Origin of the sequence: Luteolibacter sp. AS25, from assembly GCF_046736275.1 — a bacterium.
Taxonomy (GTDB): domain Bacteria; phylum Verrucomicrobiota; class Verrucomicrobiia; order Verrucomicrobiales; family Akkermansiaceae; genus Luteolibacter.
The window spans coordinates 316,316-336,486 of sequence record NZ_CP151837.1; the positions used below are offsets into that span (position 1 = coordinate 316,316).

The 20,171-nt window shown below is 52.1% G+C and carries 23 protein-coding genes; 14 read left to right on the forward strand and 9 right to left on the reverse strand.

The features are described from left to right. Positions 1–116 precede the first annotated feature (116 nt). The 3 genes from AAGA79_RS01370 (at position 117) to AAGA79_RS01380 (ending at position 2,955) form a co-directional block, all read left to right on the forward strand. Positions 117–521, forward strand: coding sequence for a DUF4174 domain-containing protein (locus AAGA79_RS01370; RefSeq protein ID WP_411826990.1), 405 nt, complete (start codon positions 117–119; stop codon positions 519–521). Positions 522–621: 100 nt separating this feature from the next. Continuing rightward, complete coding sequence (locus AAGA79_RS01375; protein WP_411826991.1) at positions 622–1,767, forward strand: hypothetical protein; 1,146 nt, start codon at positions 622–624, stop codon at positions 1,765–1,767. A gap of 18 nt (positions 1,768–1,785) precedes the next feature. Next, positions 1,786–2,955, forward strand: a complete 1,170-nt coding sequence (locus tag AAGA79_RS01380; protein WP_411826992.1) for a hypothetical protein — start codon at positions 1,786–1,788, stop codon at positions 2,953–2,955. Position 2,956: 1 nt separating this feature from the next. Here the strand turns inward: AAGA79_RS01380 and AAGA79_RS01385 are convergent, their stop codons facing one another. After that, on the reverse strand, positions 2,957–4,219 hold the full coding sequence (locus AAGA79_RS01385) for a DUF2254 domain-containing protein (protein ID WP_411826993.1): 1,263 nt from the start codon (positions 4,217–4,219) through the stop codon (positions 2,957–2,959). Between the two features lie 148 nt (positions 4,220–4,367). Between AAGA79_RS01385 and AAGA79_RS01390 the strand changes: the two genes are divergently transcribed. Next, positions 4,368–5,321, forward strand: a complete 954-nt coding sequence (locus AAGA79_RS01390; RefSeq protein WP_411826994.1) for an alpha/beta hydrolase — start codon at positions 4,368–4,370, stop codon at positions 5,319–5,321. Here the strand turns inward: AAGA79_RS01390 and gmk are convergent. Further along, positions 5,308–5,958, reverse strand: coding sequence for a guanylate kinase (gene gmk, locus AAGA79_RS01395; protein WP_411826995.1), 651 nt, complete (start codon positions 5,956–5,958; stop codon positions 5,308–5,310). The genes AAGA79_RS01390 and gmk overlap by 14 nt on opposite strands. Before the next feature lie 83 nt (positions 5,959–6,041). Here gmk and AAGA79_RS01400 point away from each other — a divergent pair, with 83 nt between their 5' ends. From AAGA79_RS01400 to AAGA79_RS01420, 5 genes are all read left to right on the forward strand, one after another. Then, entirely contained in the window at positions 6,042–6,509 is a 468-nt protein-coding gene (locus AAGA79_RS01400; RefSeq protein ID WP_411826996.1) for an MgtC/SapB family protein, read from the forward strand. A 42-nt stretch (positions 6,510–6,551) separates the two neighbouring features. After that, complete coding sequence (locus tag AAGA79_RS01405) at positions 6,552–7,235, forward strand: hypothetical protein (RefSeq protein ID WP_411826997.1); 684 nt, start codon at positions 6,552–6,554, stop codon at positions 7,233–7,235. Between the two features lie 87 nt (positions 7,236–7,322). Further along, positions 7,323–7,706, forward strand: coding sequence for a hypothetical protein (locus tag AAGA79_RS01410; RefSeq protein WP_411826998.1), 384 nt, complete (start codon positions 7,323–7,325; stop codon positions 7,704–7,706). Positions 7,707–7,856: 150 nt separating this feature from the next. Next, positions 7,857–8,024, forward strand: a complete 168-nt coding sequence (locus AAGA79_RS01415) for a hypothetical protein (protein ID WP_411826999.1) — start codon at positions 7,857–7,859, stop codon at positions 8,022–8,024. Positions 8,025–8,141: 117 nt separating this feature from the next. Beyond that, the gene (locus AAGA79_RS01420) at positions 8,142–8,951 is read left to right on the forward strand and encodes a TIGR00730 family Rossman fold protein (protein ID WP_411827000.1); all 810 of its coding nucleotides are present in this window, start codon (positions 8,142–8,144) and stop codon (positions 8,949–8,951) included. Positions 8,952–8,982: 31 nt separating this feature from the next. Here AAGA79_RS01420 and AAGA79_RS01425 read toward each other — a convergent pair whose 3' ends face one another. The 5 genes from AAGA79_RS01425 to AAGA79_RS01445 all read right to left on the reverse strand — a co-directional run bounded on the left by AAGA79_RS01425 (position 8,983) and on the right by AAGA79_RS01445 (position 14,186). Next, positions 8,983–9,681, reverse strand: a complete 699-nt coding sequence (locus tag AAGA79_RS01425; protein ID WP_411827001.1) for a hypothetical protein — start codon at positions 9,679–9,681, stop codon at positions 8,983–8,985. A gap of 266 nt (positions 9,682–9,947) precedes the next feature. Next, positions 9,948–10,832 (reverse strand): transglutaminase family protein, encoded by an 885-nt coding sequence (locus AAGA79_RS01430; protein WP_411827002.1) that lies wholly within the window; start codon positions 10,830–10,832, stop codon positions 9,948–9,950. Then, positions 10,829–11,896, reverse strand: coding sequence for an alpha-E domain-containing protein (locus AAGA79_RS01435; RefSeq protein WP_411827003.1), 1,068 nt, complete (start codon positions 11,894–11,896; stop codon positions 10,829–10,831). Before AAGA79_RS01435 ends, AAGA79_RS01430 begins: the two co-directional genes overlap by 4 nt. 18 nt (positions 11,897–11,914) lie before the next feature. Further along, positions 11,915–13,342 (reverse strand): circularly permuted type 2 ATP-grasp protein, encoded by a 1,428-nt coding sequence (locus AAGA79_RS01440; RefSeq protein ID WP_411827004.1) that lies wholly within the window; start codon positions 13,340–13,342, stop codon positions 11,915–11,917. A 73-nt stretch (positions 13,343–13,415) separates the two neighbouring features. Next, a complete protein-coding gene (locus tag AAGA79_RS01445; RefSeq protein ID WP_411827005.1) occupies positions 13,416–14,186 on the reverse strand; it encodes a hypothetical protein in 771 nt (256 codons plus the stop codon). Between the two features lie 65 nt (positions 14,187–14,251). On the opposite strand from AAGA79_RS01445, the gene ruvC reads away from it, so the two are divergent. The 5 genes from ruvC to AAGA79_RS01470 all read left to right on the forward strand — a co-directional run bounded on the left by ruvC (position 14,252) and on the right by AAGA79_RS01470 (position 18,373). Continuing rightward, the gene (gene ruvC / locus AAGA79_RS01450; protein ID WP_411827006.1) at positions 14,252–14,761 is read left to right on the forward strand and encodes a crossover junction endodeoxyribonuclease RuvC; all 510 of its coding nucleotides are present in this window, start codon (positions 14,252–14,254) and stop codon (positions 14,759–14,761) included. A gap of 14 nt (positions 14,762–14,775) precedes the next feature. Next, on the forward strand, positions 14,776–15,372 hold the full coding sequence (locus AAGA79_RS01455) for a methyltransferase domain-containing protein (RefSeq protein WP_411827007.1): 597 nt from the start codon (positions 14,776–14,778) through the stop codon (positions 15,370–15,372). 24 nt (positions 15,373–15,396) lie between these two features. Then, entirely contained in the window at positions 15,397–16,017 is a 621-nt protein-coding gene (lipB, locus tag AAGA79_RS01460) for a lipoyl(octanoyl) transferase LipB (protein WP_411827008.1), read from the forward strand. Between the two features lie 73 nt (positions 16,018–16,090). Further along, complete coding sequence (locus AAGA79_RS01465; RefSeq protein WP_411827009.1) at positions 16,091–16,786, forward strand: type II secretion system protein; 696 nt, start codon at positions 16,091–16,093, stop codon at positions 16,784–16,786. 51 nt (positions 16,787–16,837) lie between these two features. Then, positions 16,838–18,373: a YifB family Mg chelatase-like AAA ATPase gene (locus AAGA79_RS01470; protein ID WP_411827010.1), complete on the forward strand. Its 1,536-nt coding sequence runs from the start codon at positions 16,838–16,840 to the stop codon at positions 18,371–18,373. Between the two features lie 59 nt (positions 18,374–18,432). On the opposite strand, the gene AAGA79_RS01475 is transcribed toward AAGA79_RS01470, so the two are convergent. Both AAGA79_RS01475 and AAGA79_RS01480 read right to left on the reverse strand, forming a co-directional pair. Then, positions 18,433–19,332, reverse strand: a complete 900-nt coding sequence (locus AAGA79_RS01475; protein ID WP_411827011.1) for a sterol desaturase family protein — start codon at positions 19,330–19,332, stop codon at positions 18,433–18,435. A gap of 299 nt (positions 19,333–19,631) precedes the next feature. Continuing rightward, positions 19,632–20,159 (reverse strand): DUF892 family protein, encoded by a 528-nt coding sequence (locus tag AAGA79_RS01480; protein WP_411827012.1) that lies wholly within the window; start codon positions 20,157–20,159, stop codon positions 19,632–19,634. Between the last annotated feature and the right edge of the window lie 12 nt (positions 20,160–20,171).

Genomic DNA, 20,171 nt, shown 5'->3' on the forward strand with positions numbered 1-20,171 from the left:
AACTCATCCGCGTTGCAGAGTTTAGCACTCCGTGAGCCAAAGTAGGGTATAAGGCCGATGTTATATGGGCTATAAATCCGATTTTACAGATTATGAGATCTGGTGAATCCTGTGGGATGAAATTAGGTATCCTTTTTTTTCTTTTGACGGTGGTTCCCGGGTTTTCCGGCAATAAGATTGCTGACTTCCAGTGGAAGAATCGGTTGCTGGTGGTTTCCGAAGCCGATGCGGGGTTTGTGAAAGCCGCCGAGAAGGAGAAGGCGAAGCTGGAGGAGAGGGATCTGAAGGTGTTCATCCTGGGTGGGGAGGGCATGGAGAAATTTCCGATCGGTAAGGGGTTGTGGGAGGAATTTGTGGCCAAGTATCCGGTTTCCGCGGATGAAGCGAAGGTGTGGCTGATCGGCAAGGATGGTAAAACAGCGCGGCAGTGGAGTTTGGCAGAGTTTAGCTTTGAAGAGGTTTTCGCAGCGATCGATGGGATGCCGATGAGGCAGCGGGAGATGAAGGAAAAGAATGAGTAGGGAGAGATCGGGGTTTTGGAACTTGGCCCGATAGCTTGGAAAGGTTAATTTTCAGGCGATGTCAGTCATTTCCACTCTGAGCGCTTTTTTGAAGGTGATTATGTCACTTTTCGCGCTCTTCCTGCTGGCATTCGCGGGGTATTTCGCGTTCGGGCTGGAAGCTCCCGAGAAGAAGGCGATTGCGGACTACGCGGCAGGTGTGGGTGCGGATTTGCTGGATGCGGTCAAGGCACGGAATTTCGAGGCGGTTTCGCTGAAAAATCCGACGGTGCGGACGGCGGATGGAAAGCCGTATGCGGAAGAGATTTCACTGGAGCGGACATATGATAATCTAGGCGGGGCTTGGCCGAAGGCAGCGCGTCCGGAACGGAATCCGAGGCATAGGGTAATCTCGGAAAACCATGAGAAGGGCGTCTATATTTATGAGAGTCCGGGATATTATTTCTATGCGGATTCTCCGATTGCCTATGATGCTTCGATGCATTTCGCGACTTTGTTCGAAACGACGAAGGCGTTCATGAAATCGCTGCCGCTGGGTCTGCTGAAGGCGGATGCCGAGACGGAGAGATCGAAGGTGCTGATTTTCGGGGCGGACACGGCTTATATGAAGTCCGGCGGACCGCCGAATAGTGGTGGGTGTTATATACCGGGAAAACGTTATGTGCTGGTGCCGGTGAGTAGTCTTGAGCTCAGGAAAACGGACAAGGGATTCGAGCGGGATGAAAGGAAGGATCACAAGGTGCTGATTCACGAGCTGGCGCATCAGCTGACGCCGGCGGCTTACTATGCGCATGGCTCGATGGGGTGGTTTTCAGAAGGGTTGGCGGAGTATGTGGGGACCACGCCGTATAAGCCGGGCTATTTCTGGGTGGATCCACATGGGAATTCCGCAAAGGAGTATGCAACGGCCTACGGGGACGACGGGAGGCGCGGTCGGGTGCTGGGGACGGATATTTCAGTGCCGCCGCTGAAAGATTTCATGCTGATGAGCTATGATCGTTTCACCGGTATTGAGGCGAACAGGAATTATGGGGTAGCTCTGCTGCTAACGTATTATTTTTTCCATATGGAGGGGGGTGGCGGTGCACACAGGATCACGGAGTTCCTGAGGGGGCTGAAGGCGGGGAAATATGGGGAAGAGGCGCTGATGCCTTTGCACAATGGGGAGGGATTCGCGCAGCTTGAGGCGGATATTTCAGCTGCCTGGGCACAGAAGGGTGTTCGACTGACGTTCGGGGGAAGGTAATTTTAGAATTAACTCACGATGATGATTATTTCCTGCAGAAAAATATGCCTGATGGTCTGGGCGGTGTTGTTGATGGCGGTGCAGGGGCGGGAATGGAATACGACTTTGGGGAGGTCGTTCGAGGCGGATTTCGTGCAGGTCTCGGGGGCGAACGTGCTTTTCAAGGATGCGGGAGGGAGGAAATTCACTGTGGCGGTGCGGGATCTGAGTCCGGGTGACCAGCAGGAGGTGAAGAAGTTGGCGGGGAAGCCTTTGGAGTCAGTGCATTCGAATTTCGGCAGGCCTTGGCCGCGGGAGGCACGGATGAACGGAAATCCGGCCTGTAAGACAATTTCGGAAAACAGGGAGAAGGGGGTGTATATCTACGAGAGTCCGGGTTACCGGTTTTACGCAGACGCACGGATCACGCACGATGCGCTGGCGAATTTCGCGACGGTATTCGAGAGCACGAGGGCATACTTATCTGTGCTGCCGATTTCGATGCTGAAAGGGGAGACTGCGACTAGTCGCTCCCGGGTGTTACTTTTCGGAGAGGAGCTGGGATATTACCGCTCCGGCGGGATGAGGGGGAGTGCGGGGTGCTATATTCCGAAAAATCGCTTGGTGCTGGTGCCAATGAGTAGCCTGGGGCTGGAAAAAGGAGGGACAGGATTCAGCCGGGATCTGACTAAGAATGATCGGATTCTAGTGCACGAGTTGGTGCATCAGCTGACGCCTTCGGCGTATTTCGCGCATGGCGCACTGGGCTGGTTCAGCGAGGGGCTGGCGGAATATGTGGCGGCAACTCCATACCATACGGGATATTTCCGGGTGGATACGCATGGAAATGCAGTGAAGGAGTATGTGTGCGCGTATGGCGAGGACGGGAAGCTGGGCCGGGCGCTGGGGACGGAGATCAGCGCGCCGCCGTTGCGGACTTTCATGCTGATGAGTTACGGGGATTTCGCGGGATACAACGGCAATCGTAACTATGGGTTGGGGCTTCTGGTTACTCATTATTTCTTCCACATGGAGGGTGGTGGAGGAGCGCGAAGGATTACGGCGTTCTTGAAAGAGTTGAAGGCCGGGAAGAATGGTGAGGAGGCGCTGAAGCCGCTGTTGGCTGGCGGTAGTTTTGAGAAACTTGAGAAAGAAATTTCCTCGGCGTGGGGGCGGAAGGGGATTCAGATCCACTTCGGAGGGAGATGATTCAGGAGTCTTTTTCCGAGACAACGGCATCCGAAAGCTTTTGGAGGATTTCCTTGTGCGACTCCGTGGGGAGGGATTTCAGGGCCTGCTCGAGTGCCAGCTTTGAGTGGCGGCGGGCAGCGGTTGCCAGTTCCTTGTTTTCCCTGCGGGTGAGGACTGCGAAGGTTTTCTGAAGGCGTGAGCCGACCTCGAACATTGCCGCACCATCACGCGAAATAGGCGTGAAAGCATCGTCGAGAAGGTCCTCCGGATCGAGCGGATAGGCTTCGAGATGTTTATATGTCACCTCGGGTGATTTATGGATCTGCTGGCTCCAGGTTTCCAGCAGGCGGAGCTGTATGTTAAGGACGGCGATGGCTGTTCCCGGATCGTTGATACCGGGAGATAGTGCGCGATCGGCGATTTCCCCTAAAAGAATCATGCCGAAGCGGGGATCGTTTCCGATTCTGCGCGCGTCGCCGATATTGAAGCAGCCGCGGATCCTTTCTGTGACCTCTTCCTCCAATGAATCGCGGTCAAGAACTACGGCGAGTGAGTCGTGCGGATCAATGAATGAGCCGTGGCGTTCGAGAATGCGAATTCGGGTTCCGAGTTCTTCGGCGATTTCATTCAGGCGCTCCAGGTTGATGTTCTGAACGTAGCCGATGATATCCGGGGTTATGAAAGTGCCGTTGTGTGAATCATCCGTGGTGCGGTGTGCACCGAGAGTTCCCATGGCCTCGGTGGAGGAAAATGCTTCACTGCAGGCTTCTTCCACGCGGTTGAGAGTATCGCCGGTGCGGCCGAGCTTGGAAACCCTGTCCACCCAGCGGACGAAGGATACCAGGACCCAGATGATCATGACGGAGTATCCGACGAAGAGCAGGAAGCGCCCGCCGATTTCGTAGTATGGGGCGACGCTGATGGCGACGAGGGCGATGATGGAATAGATAAATGCGGCGAGGAAACTGGTGAGCGAGTTTTGCGTGGATTTATCCTCCATGACGATGCGGGTGGCACGTGGAGTGGCAGTGGTGGATACCGCGAAGTATGCGCTGACCATGGCCGTTACGGAAAATGTAGCCACGGTGAGCATGGTGGAGGCCATGATGCCGAGGAGGTTGATGAGTGATTTCCGCTCGATATCGACCACCATTTCATCAGGTATCCACCTTCCGCAGAAATAGGCGATGTAGACCCAGGAGACGGCGGCGATGCCCATGATGGATGGCTTCAGCCAGAGTGAAGAGCGTAGCTCGCGAGCGATGTATTCGATTTTCGTCACCTATACACTTGAGCTGAGGATGGGGTATTGCGCAAGCAATGCAGGAAAGGAGCTTGGCGGGCAGGGGACCGGTGGCGGAGTGTATGGGTAGATGAATTGGGTGGGATTTCCGTTGAAAGGAAGGCTGTTGAGGCTTGGACTCCTGCTAGTGATTTCATTTTTTGTAGGTTTTCTGGTTTTGATCTGGTGGTGTGCGAATGAAATCTGCCACCCGAGCAAGCGGCCGGTGCGTGCAAAGGCTGCGGCGTACTTCGACGGTAGTGCGGGAGCTGGTTTCTCGATAGATCGCTTTGTTTCCGAAGGAGGGATGCCGTGCCTGGTGTGCACTCCTGTACCTGTGGAAAAGTTTTCGGAACGGGCGGCTATCTTGCGTGATCAGGTCTCGGAAAGGGGCTTTGTGCTAAAGCCTCCGGGGGAATTTGTGGGGACGATTCTGATTCTCCATGGCAGGCGCGGACGGAAGGAAAATTATCTGCCGGTCGCGGAGCGGTTCTGTGCGGTGGGGTTCCGTTGTGTGATTCCTGATCTGCCGGGACATGGGGAAAATCCGGAGAAATACGCGACCTACGGGGTGAATGAGGGGGAGATGGTCCTGAAATGCTATCAGGAATGTGCGAAGGAATTTGGCTTCAAGGAGCAACCTTGCGGGGTTTTCGGGCAGTCCATGGGAGGTTCCGTGGCAGTCCACACGGCTGCCATGGAGGGAGCGCCTTTCCAATCTATGGTGATTCTAGCATCCTTCGATAAACTCGAGAATGTGATCCGGCATCAGACGAACGGGATGATGGGTCCGATTTTCGGGCCTGCGATCCGGGTTCCGGCAGACTATGCAGTGGGGTGGATGAGCGGTGTGAAAATCTCCGATATCAGGCCGGCAGCATTCGGGCCCAGAATTACGATCCCTACACTTTTTGCGCATGGCGATGCCGATAACAAGGTTCCAGCTTCGGCCGGGCGGGGGCTATATGAGTCGTTTCCCGAGGATTCTGGCAAGCGTTGGCTTTCTGTGCCGGGAGCGGATCACAACGATGTGATGATCACTGATTTTCCGCTCTATGCGGAGATAGCGGAGTGGTTTCTCAAGGATCTTACGCAACCGTGATCCTGCTGACGCGCAGCCTTTCCGCGATAATGAGGGATTTGAAGCGGGTGTAATCCTCCTCCTGATCTCCGGAAATTAAGCGATAGGTGTATTCCGGCCAGTGTCGCATTTCCTCAAGCGCATTGACCATACGTAGGGCGATGACTTCTTCGCTATCGGTGCCGCGGCCGGCGAGACGGTCGTGAAGTTCCTGCTCATTGGGTGGCATCACAAATAAATCAATGGCCGAAAGGCGGATTGCACGATCCTCGCAGGCGCGCACCTGGGCCGCGCCCTGGACGTCGAGGTCCATTACGACATCGCTTCCTTTTGCGAGGGACTCGACCACGGTGGAACGAAGGGTGCCGTAAAGATTCTTATGCACCTCGGCGCTTTCGATGAACTCACCGGCTTCGCGTTTTTCCAGAAATTCCTCGCGTGTGAGAAAATGATAGTCCCGTCCATTGACCTCTCCTTCGCGGGGCTGTCTGGTGGTGCAGGAAATAGAGTAATGAGCCTCCCCCTCGTTGGCCAAACGCCTGCACAAAGTTGTTTTTCCCGAGCCGGAGGGGCCAGATACTACGATTAAAATTCCTGTCCGTTGCGACATGGGGGCGAGGCTGCACTGAATTACCGGAAGTGGAAATTCAAAGTTCACAATTTTCCGGCGTGGCTGAAATTTCTGAATTATCTCGGTTACGGACTATTTGAAAATCCGGAGTTCGCGTTTAAATTTTTCAGATGGAATGGGTTTCTGAATTCACGGATCTGGGGTTGATCACACTTGCTGCCCTGCTGGCCGGACTAGTGGGGTTGGAACGGGAAAGCGATGGGAAGCCGGCTGGTTTCCGCACGCACATGATCATAGGTGGAGCGGCAGCCTTGCTGGTGGTCTGCGGTAAGTGGCTGGTCAACAGCGGGATTTTCGAGAGGTCCGGCTCGGCGATGAATTATGATCCCATCCGTATCATGGAAGCGGTGATTGTAGGAGTAAGCTTCATCGGAGCGGGAACAATCCTGAAGACACCCGAGAAGGAAGAAGGGGCGCGAGTGAAGTATCTGACTACCGCCGCTTCATTGCTATTTTCCGCCGGGCTGGGAATCTGTGTGGCGATTGAACGATTTATCATTGCCGTGGGCGTTACCATATTGATTTTGATCATCAACCGTACACTGGGAAAATTCAATTTCCCTAATAAGGGAGAATAGGTTTGGGCTTGGAACCGGCAGAGAACTGGCTTTGATACATTTATGGAACAGCCACCTGCAATGCCTTCGTCCGCACCTGTGAAAAAAGGAATGCCTGCCATCGCGTGGGTCGGGATTGGTTGTGGAGGGCTAATAGTGGTCGTTATCATCGTCGTAGCCATCGGTATGTTCATGCTTAAGGGGAAATTCGATGAATTTGCGGCCAACCCGGAAAAAGCGGCTGCTCAAATGATTGTGGCGGCAAATCCGGATCTGGAAAAAATTTCAGAGAATGAGGAAGCCGGACAAATGACGATTCGGATGAAGGATGGCAAAGAGGTTACCGTATCCTACAGGGAAATTTCCGAAGGTAGGATTACGATGACTGATCAGGATGGAAACGAGACGCAGATAGGCTCGTCGGATCTTTCCAAGATTCCCGCCTGGGTGCCGGTTGCTCCTGAATTCACGGACGGTGTGAGCACATACCAAAGCTCCGCAGGCGAGAAGGTGAGTGGTCAGTTCTCCGGGAAGACAAGCGTAGGTTTTGAGCAACTAAAGGCATTCTATGAGGATCAGGCTTCCGCGTTTGGCATGTCCAGCAGCAGCAACAGTTCGATGAATACGGGTGACACGGCGGTGGCTACGTTGACTTTCTCAGGAGGAGGGAAATCATTTACTGTGGTAATTACCCAAAAGCCAAATGCTGCAAGCCAGGTCAGCACAAACTACACCGCGACGAAGTAGCATAGGGATAATACTTTCTGTTTCGAGAACGTCACAGACCAGCTTTACGCTTGGTATGGGGAACTACATTTCGTAGCGTAAGTGATTATGAATGAACAACCACCATTACCTCCTACCATGCCACCAGCAACTACTCCGAAAAAAGGCCTCCATCCCATGGCGTGGGTGGGTATTGGATGTGGTGGATTGATTCTGGTGGTAATCATCATTTCCGTAATTGGAGGAATCATTGGAGCAAATAAGCTCAAGGAACTCGGGGTCGATATGAATGACAGCCCTGAAAAAATTACCGCTGAGCTAATCATCAGCACAAATCCCGAATATGAGAAGATTTCCTCAAATGACGAGACCGGTGAGATGACCATCAAGGATAAAGAGGGAAATGAGATGACCCTTAAATACACGGACATTGCAGAAAGTAGATTTGACCGTGCGGAAGGGAATGTTCCGGGCGCTATCCCTACTGAATGAGACAAAGTTCCGAAAGATAGAAAAAGTCGATAGGACAAGACGCTATATATGAAGGAACACGGAAATCACCGCCTGGCCAGTCTCAGAGACTACCGTTTGGCACAGGTTCTGCAAAAAGACTTTCCGAACATATTAAAAGAAAAACATCCTATGAAAATCGTTCACAAAACAAAATCCGGCGAACGCCGTGAGACCCTTCTTAAAGAGTATTTCATCACAGCATCTCTCATCGCCCTTTTGAAGCGCGTGGGTGAAGAGGCAGCCAGGACAGCACCGGCCAGCCAGCGTGAAAGAGCTCTAGCGCGCGTGCGCCACTAAATATTTCATTTGTAAGCTTCGTGTAAAAAGCCGTGCAGTTTATCTGCACGGCTTTTTTGTGGACCGATTTCCGAAAAGTCGTTTCCCCGCAAGGGTTCCTGGTATTTAGTAGATTGTATGGATTCGCAAAAACCCTGCCCCGATTGTCCGGAATTGACCGATGAGCATCAGATCACAGAAAAGGAGATTCGAGATCAGGAAATCTTCGAATTGGCGGCGGAAGAGCGCTCATGGCTCTCTGGTCCGCGTTCTCGATTCCACGATCTCATGTCATTGTTCCGGGTGGGGTTGGATCTGATCAGAGCGTATCGAATACTACATTTCGTGGGTCCGTGTGTGACGATCTTTGGATCAGCCAGGACAAAACCGGGCACGCGTTGGTATGAATTGGCGCGGGAGATGGGACAGGGGTGCGCGGAGTTGGGTTTCACTGTGCTTACCGGAGGTGGCCCGGGGATCATGCAAGCGGGAAACCAGGGGGCTTACGAGGCAGGCGGAAAATCCATAGGAGTGAATATCGAGCTCCCCTTCGAGCAGGATGTGAATCCCTACGTTCATCGCTCAGTGAATATGCGTTATTTTTTTACAAGAAAGACGATGCTGGTGAAATATTCCTACGCTTTCATCGTGATGCCCGGTGGCGCGGGAACCTTGGACGAGATGTTTGAGACCATGACCTTGATACAAACCGGAAAGCTTAGAAATTTCCCCATTATTCTGATGGGTAAGGATTTCTGGCAGCCATTGATGGACTTCATTTACAAGATGGCGGAGGAGGGAACGATCAGCCCTGCAGATCCGGATCTGATTTTCTTTACCGATAGTGTGGATGAGGCGAAGGCTCATCTACAACGCCATGCGGTGCGGCAATTCGGCCTCTGTCAAAAAAAGGTGCCGAAAAAAATCCCTCTCCTGGGAGAGGGATGAATTTCAATGGGTTTCCAGTTCTGGCACTTGGCTATTCAGCCGCGGCCGGGACTTCCGCTGCAGCTTTTTTAGCCTCGTCTTCCTTCATGGCTGCCTCGACTTTTAGACGGACGGCTTCAGCGACAGGATCGAGCTCTTCCTCTGCGGCAACCGAGTCCGGAGTGGTCGGAGTTGGCATTGGTTCCGGGATTGCATCCAGTGATGGTGGTGCCGGGATTTCGGCCGGGGCGTCGGGATCAATAATTGTTGGGATTGCTCCTTCCGGTGGGAGTCCCTCGAGATCGATGACTGGAAGTGGCTCCATTGGGCCGCCCGGTATTGGTGGGTAAACCTGATAGGTGCCGTCCACCGGATAGAGTTCCTGGCCGGCGGTGGCGCCTGCTCCGCTGACCATGACGGTCGGGACGTAACCCACATCACCACTATCGAGCTCTACCTTCACCATGTTCGATTCCACGGCGACGATCTTCATTTGCGTTCCCTGGTCGAGTAGCTTGTCCGCGTCTTGGCTGGAGCTCGGCTTTTTATTATAGAACGCCGTATTTGGGACGTTGGCAGTTACAAATTCTCCCGGAGTCAGGCCGGAATCGAAGGCTTCGGTGGTGTCTTGTTTGACACTGCCCGGAGGAGTTAGAGGATCGAATGTGCCGGTGCTGACCGGTCGATTTATTGTCTCACACGCTGCCAGCGCCAGCGAGAGAGGTAGGATCCCGATTTTCAAAAAATTCATAACTTTCTGAAGGTCGCAGCCGCTCTGGTTTGGGTCAATTAATTTCATGGGGTGGAGTTTTTTAAAAGTTTACGGCTAGATCGATGTATAAAAAGGATTTTTTGGATGCCCTGAGATATTTGTCCGTCAAATTCTTCTTTCGTTCAAATATGATTAATTTGCCTAAAACGAAACAGAGTAGAGACGCAACCTGCTCACAGTTTCCAAACGCAGATGTAGTGGAAAAGTGAATATCCGGTTAAAAACCTAGAACCAACACAGGTAGTCTAGGGTGTTTCCAGTCTCTTCACGTTTACGGTAACTTCCATTTTACAATCAGCACTACCCCGGTAGGTGCCGCGTATTGGCGCTACGTCTTCGTAATCCCTTCCGACCGCAATTTTAATGTAGCGGTCATCTGCGAGCACTGCGTTTGTCGGATCAAAGCCAACCCAGCCATCCTCGGGGAGGTAGACTTCACACCAGGCATGAGATGCCTGTGATCCGACAAGGTCATTACCTTCGCCAGTGTAGATGTAGCCGGAAGTGTAACGTGCCGGGATGCCGAGAGCGCGGCACATGCCGATCATGATGTGGGCAAAGTCCTGGCAAACACCTTTGCGACCGTTGAAGGCTTGCTCCAGATGTGTATTCACATCTGTGCTGCCTGGTTCGTAGGTGAATTCAGTGTAGATCCACCGCATGATGGCGGAGGTCTTCTCGAAGACGGGATCGATATCTAAAGTTAGATCAATAGCTTGCTTCCAGAGATATTGCTCTACGGAAACCCACCTGCTTTCGTGAAGAAACTGCCAGCAGCGCTCCTGGATTTCAGGAGCGTTGAAGAACTCCATTCCACCGGAATAGCCGGTGTTTGAGATTTTCAGCGGAAGATTGCGGACCTTCACCGAGCTTTCTATCTCGAGTCTGGTGTGAGGTGCTGTGACTTCGAAATGATGGGTGATATTACCGAAAAGATCCTCAAAGCGTTTGAGGTTAGTGGCAGGTAGGACCTTAACGAAGGCACTGAGATTTTTCTGAAAGCGGAAGTCGTGGGGTTCCAGATGAAGGGTGTTGGCACTGCTGATGACGGGATCTCCGTAGAGAAAGTCAGTTCTGTGTTTTACTAGAAAGACGGTTCCTTTATCAGCGATGACAGTTTCTTGAGTCACTGCTGTTTTTGTTTTTGGACAGGTTCGGCAGTTTCCAGATCCTTGGCTACTTCTTCGGGACTAGGCTTCACCGCCGGAAGTTCTGCAATAGGGACATCCCCTGCGAGTTCGGGCATGAGGATGTAGGTCTCGAAGAGGTGTTTTGCGATGGTGTTGAGTTTTCCCTGAATATCGTCCAGGAACTCGTGGAGTCCCTGTTCGATTGCCTCATCGAAGGTTCCGTAAGTAAGAGAGGCGAGTAGCCTTCCTGATTCGCGTTCGGATTCGTTGGAGAAGGTGCCACGGTTGGAGCATGAAATCCGGTGGAGGCAATTGTCTATTCTATCGATGCAGTAGCGGACAGACCTTGGGAAGTCCGGAGAAAACAGAAGGAAGCTGGCTACGTTTTTCGCGTTGATTTCCTGACGGGTTGCGCGGAATGCACCCATGGCACCGCAGGAGCTGAGGATGGCGGACCAGTGAAGGACGCCTGGCGAAAAGCTTTCAATTCCATCTGCTCCCGGTGGGAAGTAAGTGGAAACATCAAGGAAGCGGGTGGTTTTGTCCGCGCGCTCGATATGGCGGGCTATGTCCATGAAGTCCCAGCGTTCATCGCGTGCTGTGGTGGAGGTGGCAATGCCCAGGAAGGTCATGGAAGCACGACGGACCATTTCGTAGAACCGCGGAGGGTTCGTTTCGAGAAGGTGGGCGGCTTCTTCGGATTTCGTGAAAAGATACAGGGAGTTTAGTTCTTCCCAGAGCTCGTCGGAGAGTTGGTCGCGGACCATTCGTCCATTTTCACGGGCGTAGCTAATACAGGAGAAGATGCTGTTCTGGTTACGGGTGTCTTCGGTAAGGAAGCTGATGACCTGATCGCTGCCTACTTCATCGTAGAGCTCATGGAAGCGCTCTTCATCGCCGGTACTTAGGATGATTGGTTTCCAGAAACCACGGAGTCGCTCACTGTCGTGGCTTTCGTAGTCCAGAAGCATCTGTTCGTTGACATCGATGAGGCGGGCAAGGTTATCGGCGCGTTCTACGTAACGCACCATCCAGTAAAGAGTGTTGGCAACTCGGGAGAGCATAAATTCAGTATATAAGGTTTATTTCAGGACCCAGGTGTCTTTGCTGCCACCGCCTTGGGAGGAGTTGACCACTAGAGAGCCTTTGTTGAGAGCTACGCGGGTGAGGCCGCCGGGCACGATTTTAACGTCTTCTCCATAGATGATGTATGGTCTTAGATCGATGTGCCTGCCTTCCATGGCGCCGTCGCACCAGGTAGGTGATTGCGAGAGAGAGATGACAGGCTGGGCGATGTAATTCCGTGGATCCGCTTTGATTAGACCGCGGAATTTCTCGATTTCGTCTTTGGAGGCCTGTGGCCCCATGAGCATTCCGTAGCCACCGGATTCGTTGGCTGCTTTTACGACGAGCTCGGGAAGGTGCTTCATGACGTAATCCATGTCCTTTTCCTCGGAAGGTAGGTAGGTGGGAACGTTCGGCAAAATCGGTTTCTGACCCAAGTAGTATTCGATCATCTTCGGAACGAAGTGATAAATGACTTTATCGTCCGCGATGCCGGTGCCGACAGCATTGGCAAGTGCAACGTTACCTGCAATGTAGGCATTCATGAGGCCGGGGACGCCGAGGACCGAGTCTTTCCTGAATACGACAGGATCGATGAAATCATCATCAATACGGCGGTAGATCACATCTACCCGGACAAGACCTTTGGTGGTGCGCATGTAGACGAAGTTGTCCATTACGACGAGGTCGCGGCCTTCCACGATTTCAATGCCCATGCGGCGAGCCAGGTAGCAGTGCTCGAAGTAGGCGCTGTTGTAGCAACCGGGTGTGAGTAGCACGCAGACGGGCTCTCCCTCGCGCCGTGGCGAGATATGGTGGAGCATGTTCAGAAGGTCCCGCGGGTATGAATCAACCGGGCGGACTCCGAGGGTATCGAAAAGGGCGGGGAAGGCGCGTTTGAGAGAGTTGCGATTCTCCAGGAGATAAGATGCGCCGGAAGGGCAACGGGCGTTGTCTTCAAGAACGTAATAGGTGCCGTCTGCTCCGCGAATCAGGTCGCTGCCGCAGATTTGTATGTAAATATCCTTAGGGACATCAACGTGGCGGAATTCTTTCCTGAAGTTTACGGCATCATCAATGTAATGACGCGGGATGACTTCATCCTTAAGTATTTCCTGATCGTGATAGACATCATGAAGGAAGAGGTTCAGGGCAACGATCCGCTGGGTGAGGCCTGCTTCGATATGCTCCCACTCGTTTGCGGGAATGACGCGCGGGACAGGATCGAAAGGGAAAATCTTTTCAGTTCCTTTGTCGTCGCCATAGACGTTGAAGGTGATGCCTTGGCGCATGAAGTAGAGTTCGCTGGTCGCCTTGCGGGCCAGGAAATCATCCTTGTCAAAATTTTTGAATTTCTGGTGAAGAGGTTCGCAATGATCCCGGACGGTCCCGTCCGAGGAGAACATTTCATCAAAAAATTTATCGGCGGAGTAGCCTTGGAACATAATCAGTAGGAAAAGGAATTAGTTTTTATTCTAGCAGGTAAGTTTTAGCAGCAGGTGAGCCAAATCCCTAATTCTAATTCGATTTCTTTTCATCAATTCCAAAGAATGATGTGGCGCCGGCACCGCCGCCATAAGGAGCGCCCAGTCTTTCAGGTATATCTGTCTGAGGGAATACTTTGGTAACCGATTGTTTGGTATCGGATTTCCCCATAAGCCACCCGAGTCCCATGCCGCAAAGTGCGAGTAGTGAAAGCGCTCCGATGGTAACCAGTGCGAGACGCAATGATCTGCCGCTGGACTCTGGATTCTCCTTTCTGGTGAAATATTCTTCGAGTTTCACCGTGATATTGGTGATGAGGTTATCCAGATATACTTCGGCGATTTTCTCTTCCTCCGCCTCTGTCACCGCGGAGGCGATGATATCCAGCAATAGATAAGAAGGGACTTTTGAGGGACTGCTTTCCACGTTGGTGCTCGCGCCGAGGTCACGCCCGAAACCCAATCTCTTTGTATCGGACTCGTAGATCACAACGAGGCCTCCTCCATCCGGCGCCCATTCGTTTTGAAGCTGTGCCGCATAATCGGAAGTATTGGTTCCGATAAATGAGCGCTCTAGAATTAGGTAGATATTATATCCGTGCTTTGCCCGCAGCTCCTGAATCATGCCGACGATTTTCCGGCTAATTTCGGAATCCTTTCCCAGAATGTCGCTCGGGTCTGAAACTCCGGTGACGGGCGGCGGCGGGATATCGGAATCCGGAAGCCTTTGGGCGGAGGCGATGCCTGTAAAAAACAGTAGGAGGAAAGTTGTCAGCAAGGAGCGCGGCACACCTTTATTCTTCAAATCTACGGTGGGCTGACAATGAGGAAAATTTCCCGCTTTCATGCCGCTTCAGGACCACTCTTACTATGTCCATGCGTGTTCTTGCCATTGATCCTGCCGTCCGGAATACCGGATATGCGATTCTTGAGGGCGATCCGCGCAAGCCTACAGTGATGACATACGATGTTATTACTGTTCCCAAGAAAATCCCGCAATCCGGTGCCTTGTCTGCAATCCGGAGCCATCTGGTCCATCTGATTACCCAATACGAACCTGATGAAGTGGCGGTAGAAGGGATCATTTTCGTACAATCCCACCGCACTGCGATCTCCATGGGTGCTGCCCGTGCATCCGCGATGATAGCCGCAGCGGACCATGGATTGGCGGTTTACGAGTACTCTCCGAAGAAAATCAAAATGGCGGTGGTCGGGAAGGGGACGGCGGATAAGGCGCAGGTGGCTTTCATGGTGAGGGCTCTTCTAGGGCTCGCTGAAACACCTTCTTCGGATGCGGCGGATGCTTTGGCGATTGCGCTGGCTCACTTGCAGGCTTCGGACCCGTTAAGGGCCAAGCTTCTGGATAGAAGATTGATTTAAACCTTTGCGGAAAAATGACCGACTGGAACGAGCGATATAAAATTGGTGATACTCCGTGGGAGAAGGGTGCCGCAGCGCCCCCGTTGATCGAGTTGCTGGGTAAAACCCAAGAGGAAATCTGGGGTAGCGGGAGAACGCTCGTCCCAGGCTGCGGAAGTGGTCACGATGTCAGGGCTCTGGCTACGGCCGGTATCACTGCCGTGGGTGTGGACCTTGCACGGGAAGCCATCAGGCGTGCAGAAGTTTTCCCCAGGATTTCCGATGAGACCTACGAGCAAGGGGATTTCCTGGAGAAAGATTTTGCGGAGGGAAAAACTTTTTCCGCTATATGGGAGCACACGTGTTTCTGTGCAATCGATCCACAACGGCGAGAGAATTATGCAGAGAGTTGTTCGCGGTTGCTTCAGTCCGGCGGGCATCTGATCGGGGTCTTTTTTTTGACCGCACAGGATCCCGGGGAGGAGCAACAGGGGCCGCCTTTCAACTCGACTATTTCAGAGCTGGATGAACGTTTTGCCCGTTGGTTTGATCGAATAAAGGAATGGGTTCCCGAAAGCTCATACCCGGGCCGCAAGGGCAAGGAATGGTTGGCAATCTACAGGAAACGGTGAATATTTTCCGTCACCCCGTTTATTTTGAAAATAGAGATTTTAAAGCAGCCCATTTCCTATGGCGATGGACTGAACATGCAGGAAGAGATGGTTGCCGCGATTCTGTCCGGAGAGAGATCCGATACTCTTTATCTGCTGGAGCACGAGCCCGTTTACACGATCGGCCGCCTGCGCGACCAGTCTTCCCTGCGGTCAACTGCGGCGTTAGCTCATCCGTTTTTTGAAACTAATAGAGGCGGGCAGGCAACCTATCACGGGCCAGGGCAACTGGTGGGCTATCCGATGCTCGATCTGAATACACGTGGCAGGGACCTTCATCTGCATTTGCGCTTGATAGAGGATGCATTAATCGAGGCATGCGCGGATCTGGGCGTTGCGGCCGGAAGGCGGGATGGAATGACCGGAGTGTGGGTAGAGGAGAGAAAGCTGGCTTCCATAGGCGTGGGAGTCCGGAAATGGGTATCCATGCATGGATTTGCAATCAACATCACCCGTGAATCGCTTCCTCCTTTCCTTTCTATCACTCCATGTGGGCTGGATGGAGTGAGCATGACCTGCCTTCAGGCGGAAGCACCGGGCGAAATCACCATGGAAATGGCAATTTCCAAGATTTCAGAGAGGATGCTTGAAAAATTTTCCAAATAGGAATGTTTCTGCCTTCGCTTTGGGCGATTCCGCATGTAGTTACGAAACAGTCCATTTTTAATAAAACAAAATCATGAAAACCCAAACAACACGCCGCGTGCATGGCTTTACCCTGGTGGAGCTACTCGTAGTCATCGCCATCATCGCCACTCTTACTGGAATCAGCACCACTGCAATTTTCCGTTTCCGTAAATCCGCGGATAAAACAACCGCGCTGAACAATATCCGTCAGCTACAGATAGCCAACACCGCCTATAGCAGCGATAACAATGGCGAGTATGTTGCGGCGGAGGGTGAGCTGGGAGAGGAATTCGCCGCGGCCACTGCCGCATGGTATGAGAACCCCGAGTTCATCAGTTTCCTGACATCCGAAAACGCACAGGAGATTGAGGACAATGAATCCTACGAGCTTCCAGAGCAATTCCTTGATCCCGCAGCTGTGAAGGCGAAAGGAACCGGCTATATGGAGCTATATGGTAGCTACGCTTACAACACCCAGGACGCGGATACCGACGGAGGAAATATCGAAGGATTCCGCACATCGCAGGTGGAAGATCCGGCTCGGAGTATGGCATTTATCTCCGCTGACGGCGGGGCAGACGGTATCATCGACTACGCCGGCGCCAGCGATATCGCCTACCGCCATAATGATAGGGCGGTGATGGTTTTCTACGATGGCCACGGAGCCGAAATGACTGAAAGTGCCGTTTCAAACGTGAATGGAGGCGCGACGAGCACCTTCTGGGATGCCAATCAGGCGGATAACTGAAGTTTCTCGGCTTGCAACTCCCGGAGCGTAATATAGTTCTTGGGTGTTCATATGATTACAAAACTGTATTCCGCAGCACTCAGAGGCGTTGATGCACTCGAAGTAGAAGTCGAGGTCAACGCGAGAAATTCCGAGAACCCGGGAGTAATCATCGTGGGGCTGCCTGATGCAGCGGTCCGGGAAAGCTCACAGCGGGTTACATCTGCTATCCTTGCTTCAGCTTTAGAGCTGGATCTGGGAATTAAAACAGTGAATCTGGCGCCAGCCGACCTCAAGAAAGAGGGGCCTTCATTCGATCTGCCGATCGCTCTGGCCATGATTGGAGCCAGCGGCACCCAGATTCTCGAAACGGATGGCTTTTGCATCGTCGGTGAACTTGGCCTGGACGGAATGGTCCGACCGGTAAAAGGGGTGCTTTCAATTGCTCTGGAAGCCCGCGCAAGGGGGCGGAAGTTTCTCATCGTGCCCGAGGCAAACGCTCCGGAAGCAGCTGTTATTGAAGGGATCGACGTTATACCGATACGGAATCTCCGCCAGGCATGGGAGTTCATCAGTGGCGAGAAACGGATTGCGCCTTTCGTTTTGGATCGAAGAGCTTTCTTCGAAAGCCACAGGACCTACTCGGTGGATTTCGATGAGGTAAAAGGCCAACAATATGTGAAACGTGCCTTGGAAGTCGCTGCGGCGGGAGGCCACAATATTCTGATGGTGGGCCCGCCGGGGACAGGGAAATCAATGCTGGCCAAGCGAATTCCGACAATCATGCCTAATATGACCGAGGCGGACGCCATTGAGACAACGAAGATTCATTCGATCTCAGGAACCTTGGATACGAAGAAAGGTTTCCTTACCACCCGCCCGTTCCGTGCGCCCCATCATACAATCTCCGATGCGGGGCTTTTGGGTGGAGGAACCAACCCCGGACCCGGTGAGGTTTCATTGGCCCACCACGGTGTTCTCTTTCTCGACGAGCTTCCGGAATTTCGCCGTCAAACATTGGAAGTGATGCGGCAGCCCCTTGAAGACGGGCATGTAACAATTTCCAGAGCGGCTGGTTCTCTCACGTTTCCAGCACGGTTCATGTTGGTGGCCGCGATGAATCCGTGTCCGTGCGGATTTTACGGCGATGTTAAACGACAGTGCCGTTGTTCGGTGCGGCAGATTGAAAATTATCGCCAGCGCATTAGCGGGCCCCTGCTTGACCGTATTGATATTCATGTGGAGGTGCCGTTGGTCGATTTTAAGGAGCTATCCTCGGATGTTGTTACTGGTGAATCTTCCGCGGTGATCCGTGAGCGTGTAGCTCAGGCGCGGCAAATTCAGGTGGACCGTTTTAAATCAGCAAACCTCACGACCAATGCTGCGATGGGAGCGAGGGAGGTGCGGAGTTGCTGCGCACTCGATGCGGAGGGCAAAGGTTATTTAGAACACGCAATGGAACAGATGAACTTTTCAGCCCGCGCCCATGATCGTATTTTGAAGGTCTCCAGAACACTTGCTGATCTGGCAGGAAAACAATCGATAACGGGAAATGAAGTGCTCGAGGCAATTCAGTTCCGCTCCCTGGATCGACAGTTGTTTGAGTGAAATCGGCTATCTAAGAGTCATTCTGACTTCATTCCGGCTGATCAGATGAAGGAATTTCGTTAATCCTTAGCGGAATCAGTCTTATGTCGGGCTCTTCTTTTCCGGCGAAATCCGTATATGCTCTGACCAATGAAAGATTTGGGAAATTTCTTCATCCCATGAAAGCCCAATGGAATGTCCCGGCCATCATGCGGAATACAGGCGGTTTTGAACAAATAATCCCAGACACTAAGGGTCAGTCCATAATTCATCCCGTACCGGTGCTGTTTGGGCATTTTTTTCGCGTGATGCCAGATATGCATCTGAGGATTATTGAAAATATATTTCAGTGGGCCGAGTGGAACCCGCAGGTTGGAATGGTTGAAATGCCCGACGAGGGTCGTAAATGCATGGACTATGAAAAACTCCTTGATGCCGAATCCGATCATTGCCAACGGAATATACTCGAGCACTCGGTAGACCACATTCTCCATCCAGTGGAAACGAAGATGAGCGGCAAAGCCCATCTCCTCTACCGAGTGATGAACCTTATGGAATTCCCATAGCCAGGGGACTCGGTGCAGCAAGCGGTGGACATTCCAATGGATGAAATCTCTAACTACGAGAAGAACCAGAAGCTGTGACCACACCGGCCAGCTGCCTATCCGTATGGCGATCAGATTTTCGATGCCGAAGAAGCCTAGCAACTGGTGAAACCAATCCACAACGATCTCCGAGGCTGCGTAGTAGATCACCAACGAGAACAGGAAAAAATTGAAGAACATGTAAAAACCGTCCAGCCAGAAATCCTTTCGGAATTTTGGCTGATCCTTCCGCCAAGGGCGAAGTAGCTCGAAGCCGAAAAAGACGAGAGAAATCCCGATTAGCCAATAGAAATAGTTGTTCCAGGCGGGGTTGGTGATCTCCTTCCAAAGATATTTCGCGTAGTTTGAGTAAGCATTAAAAACGAGTTCTTTCATGAATTTCTCATTTTATATGAGTGCTGCTGTATTAGCAGGAGGATCTTAAACCTAGAATATCTGTTGGTAGGGGGATGAGCGAGCTTGTTCACCCGATCTGCCTGACTCCTCCGAAAAAAATGGGGATATTTGACAGGCTGCTGGCAAACTATCTCTGAAGCCTGACGTTAAAATGAGTAGCTCATCAGCTATTTGGCAGCCACGAAAATTGGTAAAATCCCTCTAAATTCCTCAAAAAAAACGCAGCACCCGATTGGATACTGCGTTTTCAAAGATGCTGAAACTTAGACTAATTTAACCTAGAGCGCATCATCATTAATACCGGTGGAGAGCCAAGAGCCCGTGGCGATCTTAGTAAATTTTTCATCGATAGCCCCGGATTTTTCCGCCATGGCTTCAAATTTTTCAGCAATTGAGTTGAGACCCAGTTTTTTAGCGAATGCGCGGGCAGTTCCGAAGCCGGCAATCTCATAGTGAGCGATGCGCTGCGCATTGGCAATCAGGGCTGCGTCCTTGATTGAACCGTGTGCGTATTCTTCATCAGTTTCTTCCGCTTCACGTAAAAGTCCTGCCATGGCCTCGCATTTTACCCCAGTAGCGGGAACGTCGAGTTCGTTGCAGATAGCTTCCAGGGTCACGACATTATGGGAGGTGCCTTCTTTAACGTGTTGGAATTTGCTAACCAGATCCTCATCAGTGGAAGATAGCTGGGCCTTGTTTAGAAACTCTGAATATTTTGTCTCAGCGTTGTAGAGGTCGCGTGCTTGTTCCTCGAGAAGGTGGCGAAGGTTTTTCTGTGTCCGTTTTGGTAGTGTAGCTGTATTCATAATGATTTTGTT

What these genes read in the sequence shown, in the direction of transcription:
- AAGA79_RS01370 (WP_411826990.1), top strand. Translation starts at nt 117, where the DNA reads ATGAAATTAGGTATCCTTTTTTTTCTTTTGACGGTGGTTCCCGGGTTT.
- AAGA79_RS01375 (WP_411826991.1), top strand. Translation starts at nt 622, where the DNA reads ATGTCACTTTTCGCGCTCTTCCTGCTGGCATTCGCGGGGTATTTCGCG.
- AAGA79_RS01380 (WP_411826992.1), top strand. Translation starts at nt 1,786, where the DNA reads ATGATGATTATTTCCTGCAGAAAAATATGCCTGATGGTCTGGGCGGTG.
- AAGA79_RS01400 (WP_411826996.1), top strand. Translation starts at nt 6,042, where the DNA reads ATGGAATGGGTTTCTGAATTCACGGATCTGGGGTTGATCACACTTGCT.
- AAGA79_RS01405 (WP_411826997.1), top strand. Translation starts at nt 6,552, where the DNA reads ATGGAACAGCCACCTGCAATGCCTTCGTCCGCACCTGTGAAAAAAGGA.
- AAGA79_RS01410 (WP_411826998.1), top strand. Translation starts at nt 7,323, where the DNA reads ATGAATGAACAACCACCATTACCTCCTACCATGCCACCAGCAACTACT.
- AAGA79_RS01415 (WP_411826999.1), top strand. Translation starts at nt 7,857, where the DNA reads ATGAAAATCGTTCACAAAACAAAATCCGGCGAACGCCGTGAGACCCTT.
- AAGA79_RS01420 (WP_411827000.1), top strand. Translation starts at nt 8,142, where the DNA reads ATGGATTCGCAAAAACCCTGCCCCGATTGTCCGGAATTGACCGATGAG.
- AAGA79_RS01425 (WP_411827001.1), bottom strand. Translation starts at nt 9,681, where the DNA reads ATGAATTTTTTGAAAATCGGGATCCTACCTCTCTCGCTGGCGCTGGCA.
- AAGA79_RS01435 (WP_411827003.1), bottom strand. Translation starts at nt 11,896, where the DNA reads ATGCTCTCCCGAGTTGCCAACACTCTTTACTGGATGGTGCGTTACGTA.
- AAGA79_RS01440 (WP_411827004.1), bottom strand. Translation starts at nt 13,342, where the DNA reads ATGTTCCAAGGCTACTCCGCCGATAAATTTTTTGATGAAATGTTCTCC.
- ruvC (WP_411827006.1), top strand. Translation starts at nt 14,252, where the DNA reads ATGTCCATGCGTGTTCTTGCCATTGATCCTGCCGTCCGGAATACCGGA.
- AAGA79_RS01455 (WP_411827007.1), top strand. Translation starts at nt 14,776, where the DNA reads ATGACCGACTGGAACGAGCGATATAAAATTGGTGATACTCCGTGGGAG.
- AAGA79_RS01465 (WP_411827009.1), top strand. Translation starts at nt 16,091, where the DNA reads ATGAAAACCCAAACAACACGCCGCGTGCATGGCTTTACCCTGGTGGAG.
- AAGA79_RS01470 (WP_411827010.1), top strand. Translation starts at nt 16,838, where the DNA reads ATGATTACAAAACTGTATTCCGCAGCACTCAGAGGCGTTGATGCACTC.
- AAGA79_RS01475 (WP_411827011.1), bottom strand. Translation starts at nt 19,332, where the DNA reads ATGAAAGAACTCGTTTTTAATGCTTACTCAAACTACGCGAAATATCTT.
- AAGA79_RS01480 (WP_411827012.1), bottom strand. Translation starts at nt 20,159, where the DNA reads ATGAATACAGCTACACTACCAAAACGGACACAGAAAAACCTTCGCCAC.